The 16,417-nt window shown below is 62.1% G+C and carries 14 protein-coding genes; 1 reads left to right on the plus strand and 13 read right to left on the minus strand.

The features are described from left to right. Positions 1 to 14 precede the first annotated feature (14 nt). The 5 genes from ftsX to J7G73_RS03430 all read right to left on the minus strand — a co-directional run bounded on the left by ftsX (position 15) and on the right by J7G73_RS03430 (position 4,394). Entirely contained in the window at positions 15 to 923 is a 909-nt protein-coding gene (gene ftsX / locus J7G73_RS03410; protein ID WP_291245237.1) for a permease-like cell division protein FtsX, read from the minus strand. Further along, positions 920 to 1,624 (minus strand): cell division ATP-binding protein FtsE, encoded by a 705-nt coding sequence (gene ftsE, locus J7G73_RS03415; RefSeq protein ID WP_087293236.1) that lies wholly within the window; start codon positions 1,622 to 1,624, stop codon positions 920 to 922. The genes ftsX and ftsE overlap by 4 nt, the downstream gene beginning before the upstream one ends. A 210-nt stretch (positions 1,625 to 1,834) precedes the next feature. Continuing rightward, positions 1,835 to 2,917, minus strand: coding sequence for a helix-turn-helix domain-containing protein (locus J7G73_RS03420; protein WP_291245238.1), 1,083 nt, complete (start codon positions 2,915 to 2,917; stop codon positions 1,835 to 1,837). A gap of 258 nt (positions 2,918 to 3,175) precedes the next feature. Next, positions 3,176 to 3,904 carry a pseudouridine synthase gene (locus tag J7G73_RS03425; RefSeq protein WP_291245239.1) on the minus strand — a complete coding sequence of 243 codons (729 nt, stop codon included), beginning with the start codon at positions 3,902 to 3,904 and terminating at the stop codon, positions 3,176 to 3,178. 1 nt (position 3,905) lies between these two features. Further along, positions 3,906 to 4,394 carry a pyridoxamine 5'-phosphate oxidase family protein gene (locus tag J7G73_RS03430; RefSeq protein ID WP_291245240.1) on the minus strand — a complete coding sequence of 163 codons (489 nt, stop codon included), beginning with the start codon at positions 4,392 to 4,394 and terminating at the stop codon, positions 3,906 to 3,908. Positions 4,395 to 4,696: 302 nt separating this feature from the next. Here J7G73_RS03430 and J7G73_RS03435 point away from each other — a divergent pair, with 302 nt between their 5' ends. Beyond that, positions 4,697 to 5,281 carry a TetR/AcrR family transcriptional regulator gene (locus J7G73_RS03435; RefSeq protein WP_291245241.1) on the plus strand — a complete coding sequence of 195 codons (585 nt, stop codon included), beginning with the start codon at positions 4,697 to 4,699 and terminating at the stop codon, positions 5,279 to 5,281. A gap of 99 nt (positions 5,282 to 5,380) precedes the next feature. Here J7G73_RS03435 and purB read toward each other — a convergent pair whose 3' ends face one another. From purB to J7G73_RS03475, 8 genes are all read right to left on the minus strand, one after another. Next, positions 5,381 to 6,814, minus strand: coding sequence for an adenylosuccinate lyase (gene purB, locus J7G73_RS03440; protein ID WP_291245242.1), 1,434 nt, complete (start codon positions 6,812 to 6,814; stop codon positions 5,381 to 5,383). A gap of 80 nt (positions 6,815 to 6,894) precedes the next feature. After that, complete coding sequence (locus J7G73_RS03445; RefSeq protein WP_291245243.1) at positions 6,895 to 10,596, minus strand: phosphoribosylformylglycinamidine synthase; 3,702 nt, start codon at positions 10,594 to 10,596, stop codon at positions 6,895 to 6,897. Between the two features lie 4 nt (positions 10,597 to 10,600). Then, complete coding sequence (gene purD, locus J7G73_RS03450; protein WP_291245244.1) at positions 10,601 to 11,890, minus strand: phosphoribosylamine--glycine ligase; 1,290 nt, start codon at positions 11,888 to 11,890, stop codon at positions 10,601 to 10,603. A 339-nt stretch (positions 11,891 to 12,229) separates the two neighbouring features. Further along, entirely contained in the window at positions 12,230 to 13,402 is a 1,173-nt protein-coding gene (locus J7G73_RS03455; protein ID WP_291245245.1) for a phosphoribosylaminoimidazolecarboxamide formyltransferase, read from the minus strand. A gap of 16 nt (positions 13,403 to 13,418) precedes the next feature. Then, complete coding sequence (locus J7G73_RS03460) at positions 13,419 to 14,156, minus strand: IMP cyclohydrolase (RefSeq protein ID WP_291245246.1); 738 nt, start codon at positions 14,154 to 14,156, stop codon at positions 13,419 to 13,421. Between the two features lie 40 nt (positions 14,157 to 14,196). After that, the gene (purN, locus tag J7G73_RS03465) at positions 14,197 to 14,793 is read right to left on the minus strand and encodes a phosphoribosylglycinamide formyltransferase (RefSeq protein WP_087293254.1); all 597 of its coding nucleotides are present in this window, start codon (positions 14,791 to 14,793) and stop codon (positions 14,197 to 14,199) included. Beyond that, positions 14,787 to 15,827 (minus strand): phosphoribosylformylglycinamidine cyclo-ligase, encoded by a 1,041-nt coding sequence (purM, locus tag J7G73_RS03470; RefSeq protein WP_087180956.1) that lies wholly within the window; start codon positions 15,825 to 15,827, stop codon positions 14,787 to 14,789. The genes purN and purM overlap by 7 nt, the downstream gene beginning before the upstream one ends. 73 nt (positions 15,828 to 15,900) lie before the next feature. Then, positions 15,901 to 16,417 (minus strand): amidophosphoribosyltransferase (locus J7G73_RS03475; protein ID WP_291245247.1); only part of this gene is annotated, 517 nt, incomplete at its 5' end.

The raw sequence follows: 16,417 nt of genomic DNA on the forward strand, positions 1-16,417 counted from the left end.
CCACGGAGCGCGGTTTATACGTGCAGGTATTTGCGGATGGAGGTGGCGGTGCCCACGCTGCCGATCAGGCTGCCGAAGGCCAGAAAAGCCACCAGAACCTGCCACCAGACCTTGTCCATGCCCAGCAGCACGTCGTTCAGGATGGTACCCCAGAAGGCGGGGAAATCCACGCAGTAGATGAGCAGCAGCTGATAGCCGCCCAGTACGATGGCCGAGGAGATCACACCGGCGATCAGGCCCACGGCGATGCCCTCCACAAAGAAGGGCAGACGAATGAAGCCGTTGGTGGCGCCCACGTACTTCATGATGTTGATCTCCTTGCGGCGGGCGAACACGGTGAGGCGGATGGTATTGCTGATGACCACGATGCTCACGAAGCCCAGCACCACCACAAGGCCCACGCTGATGACGGTGACCGCCTTGTGGATGTTCACCACCAGGTCAGACAGGCCGGTGGGCACGTTCACATCCACCACGCCCGAGATACTCTCCAGCTGGGGCACAATCTCCTCCATCTGGCCCACATCCTGCAGAACCACCTTGTAGTTGGCCAGGAAGGGGTTTTCCTCGCCCTCGAACACATCGAACAGCTCGCCCTTGTCGCCCATGGATTCCCGCATCAGGTCCAGCGCTTCATCCTTGGAGACATAGGTCACTTCCTTCAGGCCGCTGATGGAGCGCAGAGCGCTGTCCACCGAGGCGAGACCCGTCTCGTCCAGGTTTTCGTCCAGATAGACGACCACCTCGTTCTGGCTGCGCAGATAGATCATCAGGCTGTTCATGTTGGCGGTGAACAGGCCCGCAACACCGGTGATGATGAGGCATACGGTGAGCACGCCCACGCTGGCAAAGCTCATCAGCCGGTTGTTGATCATGTTGTGAAGGCCCTGACGGGCAAGGTATTTAAAGCTGGACCACTTCACAGGATCACCTCCCCTGCATCTTCTCCGGACTCCTGCCGGTTCAGGGAGTCGTCGATCACGTTGCCGTGGTCAATGGTGATGACCCGCTTGCTGAAGTGGCGGGCCAGCTCATGCTCGTGGGTAACCACCACCACGGTGATGCCCACGCTGTTGATGGCGCTGAGCAGCTCCATCATCTCGATGCTCAGCTCCGGGTCGATGTTGCCGGTGGGCTCGTCGGCAATGATCAGCTGGGGGCTGTGCACCAGAGCACGGGCCAGCGCCACGCGCTGCTGCTCGCCGCCGGAAAGCTCATCCGGGTATTTGTCCATCTTTTCGGAAAGGCCCACCAGGCTGAACACGTAAGGCACCCGGCTGGCGATCTTCTTTTCGGGGATGTTGGTCACCCGCATGGCGAAGGCCACGTTCTCGTAGGCGGTCATGCTGGGAATGAGGCGGAAGTCCTGGAACACCACGCCCATGTTGCGGCGCAGATAGGGCACGTCCTTTTCCTTCATGCGGGTCAGGTCCTTGCCGTTCACAAACACCCGGCCGCTGGTGGCCTTTTCCTCCCGCAGGATCAGCTTGAGGAAGGTGGATTTGCCCGCGCCGGAATGGCCCAGAACAAACACGAACTCGCCTTTTTGGATGTGAAGGCTCACATTTTTCAGTGCGGTGTTGCCCCCGGGGTACACCTTGGAAACGCGGTCAAATACAATCATTTTTTCTCCCCATACGCCGCCCGGCTGCGGGCGGCATGGCCGCGGGTGCGGCCTGTTTTTCCTTTTTTGCTTGCTGTTTCGCTGTTACAAAACGAGGGCCGGCGCATTCGGCCGGCACCGCGGTGCGAAAATTGCACTGCGGCGCGGCATAGCGGCCGGCCCATGGGCAGACATCGCCGCCCGGCACAGGCCCTGGGGGCCTGCGCGCAATCAGTATTTTGCCGGGTTGGCGCTCAGATATTTCTTTACCATCAGTGCCACCTTGAACACGATGGCGTCGTCGAATTCCCGCAGGTCCAGACCGGTGAGCTTCTTGATCTTCTCCAGGCGGTACACCAGGGTGTTGCGGTGTACGAACAGGCCACGGCTGGTCTCGGAAACGTTCAGATTGTTCTCGAAGAAGCGCTGGATGGTGAACAGAGTCTCATTGTCCAGGCTTTCGATGCTGCCCTGCTTGAACACCTCGCGCAGGAACATCTCGCACAGGGTGGTGGGCAGCTGGTAGATCAGGCGGGCGATGCCCAGATTGTCGTAGCTGATGATGGACTGCTCGGTGTCGAACACCTTGCCCACCTCCATGGCCACCTGGGCTTCCTTGAAGCTGGCGGCCAGGTCCTTCACGTTGGCGATGGGGGTACCGATGCCAACGGTGGCCTTGATGTAATGCTCGCCGGACAGGGTATCCACGATGCTGGAGGCCAGCTTTTCCAGATCCTTCTGGTCGATGCCCCGCTTGATCTCCTTCACCAGCACGGTGTCGGTCTCGCTGATGTTGAACACGAAGTCCTTCTGCTTGTCCGGGAACAGGCTGCTCACCACATCGTAGGCGGAGATGTCGGTGCCGCTGGTCACGCGGATCAGGAACACCACCCGGGACACATCGGTGGCAAAGTGCAGCTCGCGGGCCTTGGCGTAGATATCGCCGGGCAGGATGTTATCCAGCACCACGTTCTTGATGAAGTTGGCCTTATCGAACTTCTCGTCGTGGTACTGCTTGATGCTCTGCAGGCTGATGGCGAGCAGGCTGGCAAACTGAGCGGCAGTATCGTCGGTGCCTTCCACATACACGGCGTAATCGTTGTGTTTGTTGGAGCTGAACTGATGGTAGCTGCAGCCGTCCTTGACGAAGCAGTCGCCGGCCAGGCGCTCGGCCACAAAGCCGTCCCGCACCTCGCCGATCATGTTCAGATCGGAACAGGAAATCACGGTGCCGGTCTCATCCACCACACCGACCACCCGATTGATGGCGTCCTTCATCTGGTAGACAACACCCTGAAACACTCTGTTTGCCATAATACGCTCCCCTTTTATTTGACGGTAATGTTTTCCACAATAAGCTTTGTGATATTTGAACAATTGCACAGGCTCTCTGTGTATATTTTACACAAGGGAATATACTTTTGCAACATATTTCAACGATTTTTTCTGCCATTTATTGTGTAATTTTGAATACCGGCCAAAAACCCGGGGTTCAGGCACCCTTTTAGCCTACAACAAAATTGTGTAAGTTTTTTGATAGAACTGCAAAAAAACGGCTTCACAAGGCCATTTTCAGGCATTTTCGCCGCCCGGGGCAAGGCCGGGTGCAAGCCGGGCCAGCTCTTCGGCGGAAAGCTCCCGCCACTGGCCCGGGGCCAGCTCCGGGTCCAGCGAAAGACCCCCGATGGCCTGCCGGTGCAGCTCGTTGACCCCTGCATCCAGCACGCCGAACATCCGCTTGATCTGGTGGTAGACCCCCTGCCGCAGCACCACGGTGGCGGCAAGCGAGTTCTCCGGGTCCGGGATGAGTCCCGCGGGCTGCATCCGCTCCCCATCCGCCAGGGTCACACCCTCCTCAAAGGCGGCCACCATGGCCGGGGTGACCGGGGTGTCCAGCTCCACCCGGTAGGTCTTGGGCACGTGGCGGCGGGGCGAAAGAATCGCGTGGGCGAAGGCCCCGTCGTCGGTGAGCAGCACAAAGCCGGTGCTGGTCTTGTCCAGCCGGCCCGCCGGGAACAGCTCCCGCCGGGGGAAGGCGCCTTCCAGCAGGTCCACCACGGTGCGATCCCGCTTGTCGGTGCTGGCGCTCACCACGCCCTTGGGCTTATTGAGCATAATGTACACGAACTGCTGACAGCTGAGAGGTTTGCCCTCGGCGGTCACCGTCTCGGCACCGGACAGAGCAGTGTCGGCCTTTTTGCAGACCTTTCCATCCACCGTGACCCGGCCCTTGGTGATCAGGGTCCGGGCCGCGCTGCGGGGCAGCTGCAGGCTCTGGGCAACGAACTTGTCCAGCCGCATCTCAGTTCTCCTCCAGCAGACGGCCCTTGTTGGCCTTGCCCCGCAGCTGCTGGATGTCCAGCGCGAACATGACCACCGCGGGCATGCCCTTCATGGTGCGCTCGTAGGCGGGGGTGTCCACATGGTCGGCGGAGTATTTTTCGCAGATGGCCCGCATGGCCGCCATCCGCTCGCTCTCCTCGGTGAGGATGCGCACCGGTCCCTGGGCGATGGCGCTGGCGTAGATTACCTCGAACCGCTCGGGCACGTTGTGGGCGTAGAGCACCGCCGTGAAGCTGGCCCGGCCGTCCCGGGTGATGTTCTCCAGCTTCTGGCCCCGCTTGGCCGAATGGAAGTAGAGGGTGTCGCCCTTCAGGGCAAAGGCCATGGGCGCGGCGTAGGGCCAGCCGTCCTCGTTGATGGTGGCCAGCGTGCCGAAGTTCGCCTTGCGCAGCACCTCCTTTGCATCCTCCTCACTCAGTTTTCGATCGACCCGGCACAGCTCCCGCATCGTTTTTCCCGCCTTTCCTTTTTGTTCGGACCACTTTGAGGCCCGTTGATTCTGTATGGGCAGCACTGCATCCTTCACAGTAAACGCTTCCGGCGCGTTCCTCCATCCGGAACGATGCAGCATTGCCTATCGTATTATAGCACATTCCGGCCTCAAGGGCCCGTTCTGTGTTTCTTTTTGTATTATTTCAATTTATTTCCACAAAATATTTGTTTTTCTGTGTATTTCGTTCTATAATAAGTTCATGGTTTGCCGGTAAAAACCGGTATGCGCGTTTGCGCCAGAAAAGGAGGTCTCGCCCCATGCGGACAGCGGTCAAAAAGAATGCCCGCCGCCAGGAACTGCTGGAACAGATCTACCCTATGATCGATCAGGTGGGCTACGAAAACCTGACCGTACGGGGCATCTGCACCAGCCTCGGAATATCCACCGGCACCTTTTATCACTATTTCCCGGAAAAAGCCGATCTGCTTTTGGCCTTTTTCGCGGGCATCGACGATTTTTACCAGCAGGAAGTGCTCCCCCGCTTCGGGCCGGATGAGGCGGCCAATCTTGACCGGTTCATCCACAGCTACGGCGTTTACTGCCAGCGGGTGGGCGCGGGGGTCTGCCGCTGTTTGACCAGCGCCCCCGCCCACGACGCCAAACGCAACTATCTTTCCGAGAGCCGGCCCATCAGCCGGATTCTGGAGGAGCTGATGATCCGGGGCGCGGCCAGCGGCCGGTTCACCTGCCCCTTCCCGCCGGAGCAGTGCGCCCGCATGGTGATGGTCTCGGTGCGGGGCCACGGCTCCGACTGGGCCAAGCGGGGCGGCGAATACGATCTGATCCGCGCGCTGGACGATTACGCCCTGCTGCTGCGCATCGCGCTGGACTGCCGGCTCTGAGCTGCATTCCCTTCCCTGTATGCAAAACGCCCTCTGCTTTTGAAAGAGCAGAGGGCGTTTTTTCTTTTTATGTCAGCCGGAGCCGCCGCGCCTGTAAAATCAGACGTTCAGCTCGGCGTGCTGGCCCGCAGCCTCCGGGTGAGCGGCCAGCACGGGACGGATGACCTCATTGAGGAACTCCTCCACCTGCTGGGCGCTGCGGCCGGTGAAGTGCTCGGGCACCAGAACGCCGTCGATGTCGGCATGGGTCAGGCCGAAGCTGGCGTCGTTCACCACACGGTCGATCAGGTCGTTGGGCTTGCCCTCCTCCTTCACCTGCGCGGCGGCGGCGATGGAGTGCTGGCGCAGCTTCTCGTGCAGCTCCTGACGGTCGCCGCCCTTCTTCACAGCGCTCATCATGATGTTCTCGGCAGCCATGAAGGGCAGCTCGGCCATCACGCGGCTGCGGATAACCTTGGGGTAAACCACCAGGCCGTCGCACACGTTGAGCAGGATGTTCAGGATGGAATCGGCGGCCAGGAAGGCCTCGGCCACAGCAATGCGCTTGTTGGCAGAGTCGTCCAGGGTGCGCTCGAACCACTGGGTGCCGGCGGTGAAGGCCGGGTTCAGGATGTCCACCATCAGGTAGCGGGCCAGGGCGCAGACGCGCTCGCAGCGCATGGGGTTGCGCTTGTAGGGCATGGCGGAGGAACCGATCTGGTTCTTCTCAAAGGGCTCCTCCATCTCCTTGAAGTTGGCCAGGATGCGGATGTCGGTGCACATCTTCATGGCGCTCTGGGCAAGGCCAGACAAAGCGCTCAGCACCTGGAAGTCCACCTTGCGGCTGTAGGTCTGGCCGGACACGGGAACCACCTTGTCGAAGCCCAGCTCGGCGGCGATGGAGGCCTCCACCGCCTTGATGCGGGCGGAGTCGCCCTCGAACAGCTCCACGAAGCTGGCCTGGGTGCCGGTGGTGCCCTTGCTGCCCAGCAGGGCCAGAGCGTTCATCCGATTGGTGATCTCCTCGTAGTCCATGTACAGCTCGTTCAGCCACAGGCTGGCGCGCTTGCCCACGGTGGTGAGCTGGGCGGGCTGCAGATGGGTGTAGGCCAGGGCGGGCATATCCTTGTACTGGTCGGCAAACTTGGCCAGCAGAGCCAGAACGCCCACCAGCTTCTTCTGCACCAGCTCCAGGCCCTCCTTCATCACCAGCACGTCGGTGTTGTCGCCCACGTAGCAGCTGGTGGCGCCCAGGTGGATGATGCCCTTGGCATTGGGGCACTGCAGGCCGTAGGCATACACATGGCTCATCACGTCATGGCGGCATTCCTTCTCGCGGCGGATGGCATCCTCATAGTTGATGTCGTCCTTGTGGGCCTCCAGCTCGGCGATCTGCTCGTCGGTGATGTTCAGGCCATTGGCCTTCTCGGCCTTGGCCAGGGCGATCCACAGCCGGCGCCAGGTGCGGAACTTGTTGTCCTCCGAGAAGATGTACTGCATCTCGGGGGAGGCGTAACGGGTCTCGAAGGGAGAGATGTATTTATCGTGGGACATATTGGTTCCCCTTTCTCTGGTTTCTCATAAAGGGCGGGCGGGGCGCATAAGGCCTCGCCCGCCCGCTTTGTTTTTTGGGCTTACAGCTTGAAGTAATCCACGCCGCCCTCGAACAGGGGCTGGTACTTGTTGCCGGGCACGTTCTTGTACAGCTCGTCGCCGCTGCGCTCGGTGTGGCCCATCTTGCCCAGCACACGGCCGTCCGGGCTGGTGATGCCCTCGATGGCCAGCACGCTGCCGTTGGGGTTGTAGCGCAGGTCCATGGTGGGCTGGCCCGCCGCATCCACATACTGGGTGGCCACCTGACCGTTCTCGATCAGGCTCTTCACCACCTCATCGCTGGCCACGAAGCGGCCCTCGCCGTGGCTGATGGCGATGGTGTGGACCTCGTCCACGCTGCAGCGGCTCAGCCAGGGGCTCTTGCCCGAGGCGATGCGGGTGTTCACCAGCATGCTCTGGTGGCGGTTGATGGTGTTGAAGGTCAGGGTGGGGCATTCCGCGGTGATGGGGCGGATCTCGCCGTAGGGCACGAGACCCAGCTTGATCAGCGCCTGGAAGCCGTTGCAGATGCCCAGCATCAGGCCGTCGCGCTTTTGCAGCAGCTCGTGCACCGCCTCGGTGACCGAGGGAGCGCGCAGGAAGGCGGTGATGAACTTGGCGCTGCCGTCCGGCTCGTCGCCGCCGGAGAAGCCGCCGGGCAGCATCACGATCTGGCTCTCCCGGATGGCCTGGGTCAGGGCGGCGCAGCTCTCGGCAACCGCCGAGGCGCTCAGGTTGTTGATGACCAGCACCTTCGGGTCCGCACCGGCACGGGCAAAGGCGCGAGCGGTGTCGTACTCACAGTTGGTGCCGGGGAATACGGGGATGATGACCTTGGGCTTGGCGATGCCGATGGCCGGAGCCTTGCGCTCGGTGGCCTCGTAGCTGATCTTGTCCACGGTGGCACCTGCCTTGCGGTAGGGGAACACCGGCTCCAGCTTGCCCTCCCAGGCCTCCTGCAAAGCAGCCAGGTCGATGGTCTCGCCCGCGATCTTCAGCGCGTAGGTTTCGGTAACGGTACCCAGGACAACGCCCTCATTCAGCTCCAGATCCGGCTCCACCTCCAGGATGAAGCTGCCGTAGGCGGGATGGAACAGGTTCTCCGGATCACGGCCGGCATCCAGCGCAAAGCCCAGCCGGTTGCCCAGGCACATTTTGAACAGAGCCTCGGCGGCGCAGCCGTAGCCGGGGGTATAAGCGGCCTTCACCTTGCCGGAAGCGATCAGCTCCTCCACCTTCTTGTACAGCTTCTTCAGGCTGTGGGGCGCGGGGCGCAGCTCCAGCTTATCCTGATACTCGGGATACAGCCAGACCACCTTGCTGCCCGCAGCCTTGAACTCGGGGCTGATCACGTTCTTGGTATTGCCGATGGCGGTGGCGAAGCTCACCAGCGTGGGAGGCACATCCAGATCCTCAAAGCTGCCGGACATGCTGTCCTTGCCGCCGATGGCGGCCACGCCCAGATCCACCTGGGCCATCAGAGCACCCAGCAGGGCGGCAAAGGGCTTGCCCCAGCGCTCGGGCACATCGCCCAGACGCTCGAAGTATTCCTGGAAGGTCAGGTAGGCGTCCTCATAGCGAAAGCCGCTGGCCACCAGCTTGGAGATGCTCTCCACAACGGCCAGGTATGCGCCGCTGTACTGTTTTTTCTCCATCAGGTAGGGGTTGTAGCCCCAGGCCATGCCGCTGCAGGTGGTGGTCTCGCCGCTCACCGGCAGCTTGGCCGCCATGGCCTGCGCGGGGGTCAGCTGGTACTTGCCGCCGAAGGGCATGAGCACAGTGGCCGCACCGATGGTGGAGTCGAACCGCTCGGACAGGCCCTTCTTGCTGCACACGTTCAGATCGGTGACCAGATTCTGCATCTTCTCGGCCCAGGTCTCGCCCTTCCAGTCCACCTTGTAGTCCTGGCAATCATAGACCAGAACCCGGGCGCGCTTTTCGGCACCGTTGGAGTTCAGGAAGTTGCGGCTGATGTTTACGATGGTGTTGCCCTTCCAGGTCATTGTCAGGCGGGGGTCCTCGGTGACGGTGGCCACCACGGTGGCATCCAGGTTTTCCTCATGGGCCAGCTTCACGAAGGCCTCCACATCCTGGGGTGCCAGCACAACGGCCATGCGCTCCTGGCTCTCGCTGATGGCCAGCTCGGTGCCGTCCAGGCCCTCGTACTTCTTGGGCACGGCATCCAGGTCGATGGCCAGGCCGTCGGCCAGCTCGCCGATGGCAACGGACACACCGCCCGCGCCGAAGTCGTTGCAGCGCTTGATCAGGCGGGTGGCCTCGGGGCGGCGGAACAGACGCTGCAGCTTGCGCTCGATGGGGGCGTTGCCCTTCTGCACCTCAGCGCCGCAGGTCTCCAGGCTCTCCAGCTTGTGGGCCTTGGAGGAGCCGGTGGCGCCGCCGCAGCCGTCGCGGCCGGTGGCGCCGCCCAGCAGCACCACGATATCGCCGGCAGCGGGCACCTCACGGCGCACGTTGGAAGCGGGAGCCGCGCCCACCACAGCGCCGATCTCCAGGCGCTTGGCCACGTAGCCGGGGTGGTACAGCTCATCCACCTGACCGGTGGCCAGACCGATCTGGTTGCCGTAGCTGGAGTAACCGGCGGCGGCGGTGGTGACCAGCTTGCGCTGGGGCAGCTTGCCCGCCATGGTCTCACTCACCGGAACCAGCGGGTCGCCCGCGCCGGTCACGCGCATGGCCTGGTAGACGTAGCTGCGACCGGACAGGGGGTCACGGATGGCGCCGCCGATGCAGGTGGCCGCGCCGCCGAAGGGCTCGATCTCGGTGGGATGGTTGTGGGTCTCGTTTTTGAACAGATACAGCCAGTCCTGCTCCTCGCCGTCCACATCGCACTTGATCTTCACGGTGCAGGCGTTGATCTCCTCGGACTCGTCCAGGTTCTTCAGCTTGCCGATGCTGGCCAGATACTTGGCGCCGATGGTGGCAAGGTCCATCAGGCACATATTCTTCTTGCGTCCGGCGTATACCGCCTTGCGCATGGTCAGGTAGTTGTCGAAGGCCTTCTTCACCTGCACATCCCGGATCTCGATCTCGTCCAGAATGGTGCCGAAGGTGGTGTGGCGGCAGTGATCGGACCAGTAGGTATCGATCATGCGAATCTCGGTGATGGTGGGGTCCCGCTTTTCAAACCGGAAGTAGTTCTGGCAGAAGGCGATGTCCGCCTCGTCCATGGCCAGACCCTTCTCCTTCACGAAGTTGGCCAGGCCCTCCTCGTCCAGCTCACAGAAGCCGGTGAGGGTCTCCACAGTGCTGGGAGTGGGGTACTCCATCTGCAGGGTATCCTTGCGGGAGAGGCTGGCTTCGCGGGCCTCCACCGGGTTGATGACGTACTTCTTGATCTGAGCCAGCTCCGCCTCGGTGGGGTTGCCGGTGAGCAGATATACCCGGGCGGTGCGCACGGTGGGGCGCTCGCCCTGGCTGATCAGCTGGATGCACTCGCTGGCGGAAGCGGCCCGCTGGTCAAACTGACCGGGCAGGTATTCCACCGCGAACACCACATCCGCCTCGGGGCAGTGGTCGCAGGTGTCATCCACCGGGGGCTCGCTGAAGACGGTGGGGATGCAGCTGCGGAACAGCTCCTCGCTCACACCCTCCACATCATAACGGTTCAGAATGCGCAGGCCGGTCACCGACTGGATGCCCAGCAGGCCGTGCACCTCGCCCAGCAGGTTCTGGGCCTCGTGGTCAAAGCCCTTTTTCTTCTCCACATAAATGCGGTATACCATGGGTTCACTCTCCTTTTAAGGCGTTCAGGGCACGGCGGCCGATGTCGGCGCGCTTGTGCAGCTTGTCAAAATGGATCTGCTCGCTGGCGGCGTAGGCCTTTTCCAGCGCTTTTTCCAGGGTGGGGGCGGTGGCGCTCACGCCCAGCACGCGGCCGCCGCTGGTCACCAGCTTACCGTCCTTCTCGGCGGTACCGGCGTGGTAGACCACCACGTCGCTGCCGGGCACCTGGCCGTTTTCAAGACCGGTGATCTCCTTGCCCTTTTCGTAGTGCTCGGGGTAACCGCCGCTGGCCAGGATCACGCAGGCGGCGCTCTCGTTCTTGAACTTCACCTCGGTGTCCGCCAGGGTGCCGTTTGTGCAGGCCAGCATGATTTTCAGCAGGTCGCTGTCCAGAAGGGGCAGCACCACCTGGGTCTCGGGGTCGCCGAAGCGGCAGTTGTACTCGATCACCCGGGGTCCCTTGGGGGTGATCATCAGGCCGAAGTACAGGCAGCCCTTGAAGGGGCAGCCCTCGGCCTGCATGGCCTTCATGGTGGGCTCGAAGATCTGCTTGCGGCATTCCTCGGCCACCTCGGGGGTATAGCAGGGGTTGGGGGCGATGGTGCCCATGCCGCCGGTGTTCAGGCCCTCGTCGCCGTCCAGCGCGCGCTTGTGGTCCATGCTGGAAACCATGGGCTTCAGGGTCTCGCCGTCGGCGAAGGCCAGCACGCTCACCTCGGGGCCGGTGAGGAACTCCTCCACCACCACCCGGGTGCCGGATACGCCGAACTTCTTCTCGTCGATCATCTCGTGCAGAGCGGTCTCGGCCTCGGCTTCGTTCTGGCAGATCAGCACGCCCTTGCCCAGCGCCAGACCGTCCGCCTTGATGACCACCGGATAGCTGCCCTCGGCCTTGATGTAGGCCATGGCCGCATCGGCCTCGGTGAACACCTCGTACTTCGCGGTGGGAATGCCGTACTTCTTCATCAGGTCCTTGCTGAACACCTTGCTGGCCTCGATGCGGGCCGCGGCGGCGCTGGGGCCAAAGGCCGGAATGCCCGCCTCGGCCAGCTTGTCCACCAGGCCCAGAGCCAGCGGATCGTCCGGCGCGACCACCACATAGTCAAAGCCCTCTTCCTTCGCAAAAGCGACCTGGGCCTCGATGTCGGTGGCCGAAATGTTCTTGCATTTGGCGTCGCAGGCGATGCCGCCGTTGCCGGGGGCCGCCCACAGCTCGGTGCAAAGGGGGCTCTCCTTCAGTTTTTTCACGATGGCGTGCTCACGGCCACCGCCACCCACAACCAATATTTTCATGCGCTTGATTCCCTCTTTCGTTCCATGCAGGCAAGTGTGGAGCATTCAAAAAGCCAGACGGCCTTTTCATGCTTTCTTATGGTCGTCTGGCTCGAGACGCCCCCACGCCATTCACGCCTTATGGCTCAGGCGGCGGCCCACGTCAAAATTTTCCGTGATATTTTCCAAAAATGCTCGCCAATCCACCAAGGATTGGCTGTGCTTTTTGGTTCATCTCACAAAAAATTTTTTGACGCGTTCCACCGCCTGGAATAGCGCGGTTCCGTCTTATATTATAACAAAATCGCGGCAGGGCAAAAAGCCCAATGGCACAAATTTGTGCCGCGCAGCCGGTTCTCCTTAGTGGTGGAACAGCCGGATGCCGCAGAAGGCCATGGCGATGCCGTATTTGTTGCAGGTGTCGATGACCTGCTGGTCCCGGATGGAACCGCCGGGCTGCACAATGGCTTCCACGCCGCTGCGGCGGGCGCGCTCGATGTTGTCGCCGAAGGGGAAGAAGGCGTCGCTGCCCAGCACCACGCCCTTCACCTGGGCCAGCCATGCCTTCTTTTCCTCAGCGGTGAGGGGGGCGGGCTGCTCGGTGAAGGTCTCGGCCCACACGTCGTCGCCGATCACATCCTCGTACTCGTCGCTGATGTAAACGTCGATGGCGTTGTCCCGGTTGGGGCGGGCGATGTCCTCCCGGAAGGGCAGGGCCAGCACCTTGGGATGATGGCGCAGCTGCCAGATGTCGGCCTTGTTGCCGGCCAGACGGGTGCAGTGAATGCGGCTCTGCTGGCCGGCGCCTACGCCGATCACCTGGCCGCCCTGGGCGTAGCACACGCTGTTGGACTGGGTGTATTTCAGGGTGATGAGGCAGAGCATCAGGTCACGCTTCTGCTCGTCGGTGAGGGTCTTGTTGTCGGTGACCAGGTTCTCCAGCATGGACTCGTCGATCTTCAGCTCGTTGCGGCCCTGCTCGAACACGATGCCGTAAACCTGCTTGCGCTCGATGGGCTCGGGCTGATAGTCCGGGTCGATCTGCACGATATTGTAGCCGCCCTTGCGCTTTGCCTTCAGAATGGCCAGGGCCTCGTCGGTGTAGCCGGGGGCGATGATGCCGTCGGTCACCTCATGCTGGATGACCTTGGCGGTGCTCTCGTCGCACACATCGGACAGGGCGATCCAGTCGCCGAAGCTGCTCATGCGGTCGGCGCCGCGGGCGCGGGCGTAGGCGCAGGCCAGAGGGCTCAGCTCCAGACCCTCGCAGAAGTACATCTTCTTCAAAGTATCGTCCAGGGGCAGGCCCAGGGCCGCGCCCGCCGGAGAAACGTGCTTGAAGGAAGCAGCGGCGGGCAGGCCGGTGGCGGTCTTCAGCTCCTTGACCAGCTGCCAGGAGTTCAGCGCGTCCAGAAAGTTGATGTAGCCGGGCTTGCCGTTCAAAACGGTCACCGGCAGCTCGCCCTCCTTGATGAAGATGCGGGCGGGCTTCTGGTTGGGGTTACAGCCGTATTTCAGTTCCAGTTCGGTCATGGTATCGTTCTCCCCCTTATTCTTCGTCGCAAACAGCGTCGTACTTGTTTATGATCACGTCTTCGGTCTCGCCGGTGGCCAGGTCGATGGCACGCACGAACAGGCTGACCTTGTTGTCCTCGTTCAGGTTTGCCCACAGGTTGGTGGCCAGCTCCTCGGCCTCCTCGGGCAGGGCGATCTTCTCCGGCTCACCCTCAAAGCTGGGGATGGGGTTGCCGTCGCACTTGTAGGTGTGGATGAAGTGGCCCTCGCCCGCCACAGGGACGGGGTACTCGAAGAAGTAGCGGCGGCAGCTTTCGCCGTTGCCGTCGGCGCTCTTTAGGATGGACAGCTTGTAGCTGCATTTGCCATTCTCCAGCTCCACCAGACCGCTGATGCGGGGGGTCCAGTTGGGGCCGTCCGGCTCAAAGGTACGGGTGCGCAGGGCGTCCTCAAAGCGCTCGCCACGGGCCATGAACTCGTACACGGTGTCGGTCTGGTCGCCGTTGGTCACGATGTGGGCATTCGCCACGGTGCGCACCGGGTTGTAGATGATCAGGCTGGGGTCCTCCAGCTTGGCGGGGTCGGCCGCCAGGGTGCGGATGCCGCCGATCTCGGGCACCGGGTCAAATACCCGGTTGCGGCTGTTGGCGCTGCGGCCCATGATAAAGTAGGCGATCAGCGCCTTCTTGCCGCTGGGGGCAAGGCCCAGCACGATGCCCCGGCCGGGGTAGGCATTTTCGTTCACCAGTTTGTACAGATCCAGCTGTTCCATCTTGGCCTCCATATTCCAAATCGTATGATATAGACTAAATTTACTTATCGTATTCTTCGCAGACCTCTGCGATGGCGGCGGGCAGGATGATCCATTCCGCCTGCTCCATCACCCGGCGCTGCAAAATCTCCGGGGTATCGCCGGGCTGCACCTCCACGGCCTTCTGCTTGAGGATTCGGCCGCCGTCGCAGATCTCGTTGACGAAATGCACGGTGGCGCCGGTCACCTTCACGCCCTTGGCAAGAGCCGCTTCATGCACCCGCAGGCCGTAGAAACCCTCGCCGCAGAAGCTGGGGATCAGGCTGGGGTGCACATTCAGGATGCGCTCCGGGTAGGCGGCGATGACGCTGGGCCCCAGAATGGACAGAAAGCCCGCCAGCACCACCAGGTCGATGTGGTTTTCCTTCAAAACGTTCAGCAGGGCCGCGTCGAAGGCCTCGCTGCTCTCGTAATCCTTGCGGCGCACCACCACGCCGGGCACCCCGGCCTTTTCGGCCCGCTCCAGCGCGTAAACGCCGGGCCTCGATGCAACCACCAGGCTCACCCGGCCGTGGGGGATCTCTCCCCGGGCCTGGCTGTCCAGGATGGCCTGCAGGTTGGTGCCGCCGCCGGAGACCAGAACCGCGATGTTCAGCATAACTCCACGCCCTCGCCTTCGCCGATCACGCCCAGGATGTAGGCGTCCTCGCCCTGCTCCTTCAGGATGGCCAGAGCCTTGTCCGCGTCTTCCTTGGCCACGGTCAGGATCATGCCAACGCCCATGTTGAAGGTGTTGAACATGTCACGCTCGGGGATATTGCCCGCCTTCTGGATGAAGCCGAACAGGGCGGGAGTGCGCACGTCCTCCTTTTTAATGACGGCCTTGCAGCCCGCCTTCAGGCTGCGGGGGATGTTCTCGTAGAAGCCGCCGCCGGTGATGTGGGACACGCCCTTCACAGCGATCTGGTCCATCACGGCCAGAACCTGCTTCACGTAGATGCGGGTGGGAGCCAGCAGGGCCTCGCCCAGGGTGCAGCCCAGCTCCTCGTGGTACTCCTTGAGCACCTCGGGATGGTTCTCCAGATCAAAGACCCGGCGCACCAGAGAGAAGCCGTTGGAATGCACGCCGGAGGAGGGCAGAGCGATGATCACGTCGCCGGGAACCATGGCCTCGTTGGACAGGATCTTGCTCTTGTCCACGGCGCCCACGGTGAAGCCCGCCAGGTCGTACTCATCCTCCGGGTAGAAGCCGGGCATCTCGGCAGTCTCGCCGCCCACCAGGGCGCAGCCTGCCTGTACGCAGCCCTCGGCCACACCGGCCACCATCTGGGCAATGCGCTCGGGCACGTTTTTGCCGCAGGCGATGTAATCCAGGAAGATCAGGGGCTTGGCGCCGGCGCAGACCACATCGTTCACGCACATGGCCACGCAGTCGATGCCCACGGTGTCGTGCTTATCCATCAGGAAGGCGATCTTCAGCTTGGTGCCCACGCCGTCGGTACCGGAGACCAGTACCGGGTGGGGCATATTGGTGCAGTCCAGCTCAAACAGACCGCCGAAGCCGCCCAGACCACCCATCACGCCGGGGATCACGGTGCGGGCCACATGCTGCTTCATCAGTTCCACGGCCTTGTAACCGGCGGTGATGTCCACACCGGCAGCGGCGTAGCTGGCAGAAAAGCTCTTTTCCATTTGTTCCTCCTTATTATGCCCATTTCACGGGCAAGGCCGGGGCCACGGAAAAATGGCCCCGGCGATTCATTCTTTAGTCGTTGCTGTTCAGCTTCTGGGAGTATTTGTCCTCAAATTCCCGCTTGGGAGGCTCCACCGGATATTCGCCGGTAAAGCAGCCCACGCAGAAGTCCAGCTTGCAGCCCTCGGCGATCTTCTTCACACTCTCGATGCTCAAGAAGCCCAGGCTGTCCACCCCGATCTGCTGTGCGATCTGTTCGGTGGTGTAGTTGGCAGCGATCAGATTCTTCTGGCTGTCCACATCGGTGCCGAAGTAGCAGGGGTAGAGGAACTTGGGGCTGGAGGCCCGGAAGTGAACCTCGGTGGCGCCCGCCTCCCGCAGCAGCTGTACGATCTGCTTGGAGGTGGTGCCGCGCACGATGGAGTCGTCCACCAGCACCACACGCTTGCCCGCCACGGTGTCCGCGATGGGATTCAGCTTGATGCGCACCGTGTTCTCCCGCAGCTTCTGGCTGGGCTGGATGAAGGTGCGCCCGATGTATTTGTTCTTCAAAAAGCCGATGCCGTAGGGGATGCCGCTCTGCTGGGCG

This window comes from Allofournierella sp. (assembly GCF_017889395.1).
Lineage (GTDB): Bacteria > Bacillota > Clostridia > Oscillospirales > Ruminococcaceae > Allofournierella.

Bases quoted from the DNA above. Each gene is read 5' to 3' on its own strand.
- ftsE (WP_087293236.1), bottom strand. From the start codon at position 1,624: ATGATTGTATTTGACCGCGTTTCCAAGGTGTACCCCGGGGGCAACACC.
- J7G73_RS03420 (WP_291245238.1), bottom strand. From the start codon at position 2,917: ATGGCAAACAGAGTGTTTCAGGGTGTTGTCTACCAGATGAAGGACGCC.
- J7G73_RS03425 (WP_291245239.1), bottom strand. From the start codon at position 3,904: ATGCGGCTGGACAAGTTCGTTGCCCAGAGCCTGCAGCTGCCCCGCAGC.
- J7G73_RS03430 (WP_291245240.1), bottom strand. From the start codon at position 4,394: ATGCGGGAGCTGTGCCGGGTCGATCGAAAACTGAGTGAGGAGGATGCA.
- J7G73_RS03435 (WP_291245241.1), top strand. From the start codon at position 4,697: ATGCGGACAGCGGTCAAAAAGAATGCCCGCCGCCAGGAACTGCTGGAA.
- purB (WP_291245242.1), bottom strand. From the start codon at position 6,814: ATGTCCCACGATAAATACATCTCTCCCTTCGAGACCCGTTACGCCTCC.
- J7G73_RS03445 (WP_291245243.1), bottom strand. From the start codon at position 10,596: ATGGTATACCGCATTTATGTGGAGAAGAAAAAGGGCTTTGACCACGAG.
- purD (WP_291245244.1), bottom strand. From the start codon at position 11,890: ATGAAAATATTGGTTGTGGGTGGCGGTGGCCGTGAGCACGCCATCGTG.
- J7G73_RS03455 (WP_291245245.1), bottom strand. From the start codon at position 13,402: ATGACCGAACTGGAACTGAAATACGGCTGTAACCCCAACCAGAAGCCC.
- J7G73_RS03460 (WP_291245246.1), bottom strand. From the start codon at position 14,156: ATGGAACAGCTGGATCTGTACAAACTGGTGAACGAAAATGCCTACCCC.
- purN (WP_087293254.1), bottom strand. From the start codon at position 14,793: ATGCTGAACATCGCGGTTCTGGTCTCCGGCGGCGGCACCAACCTGCAG.
- purM (WP_087180956.1), bottom strand. From the start codon at position 15,827: ATGGAAAAGAGCTTTTCTGCCAGCTACGCCGCTGCCGGTGTGGACATC.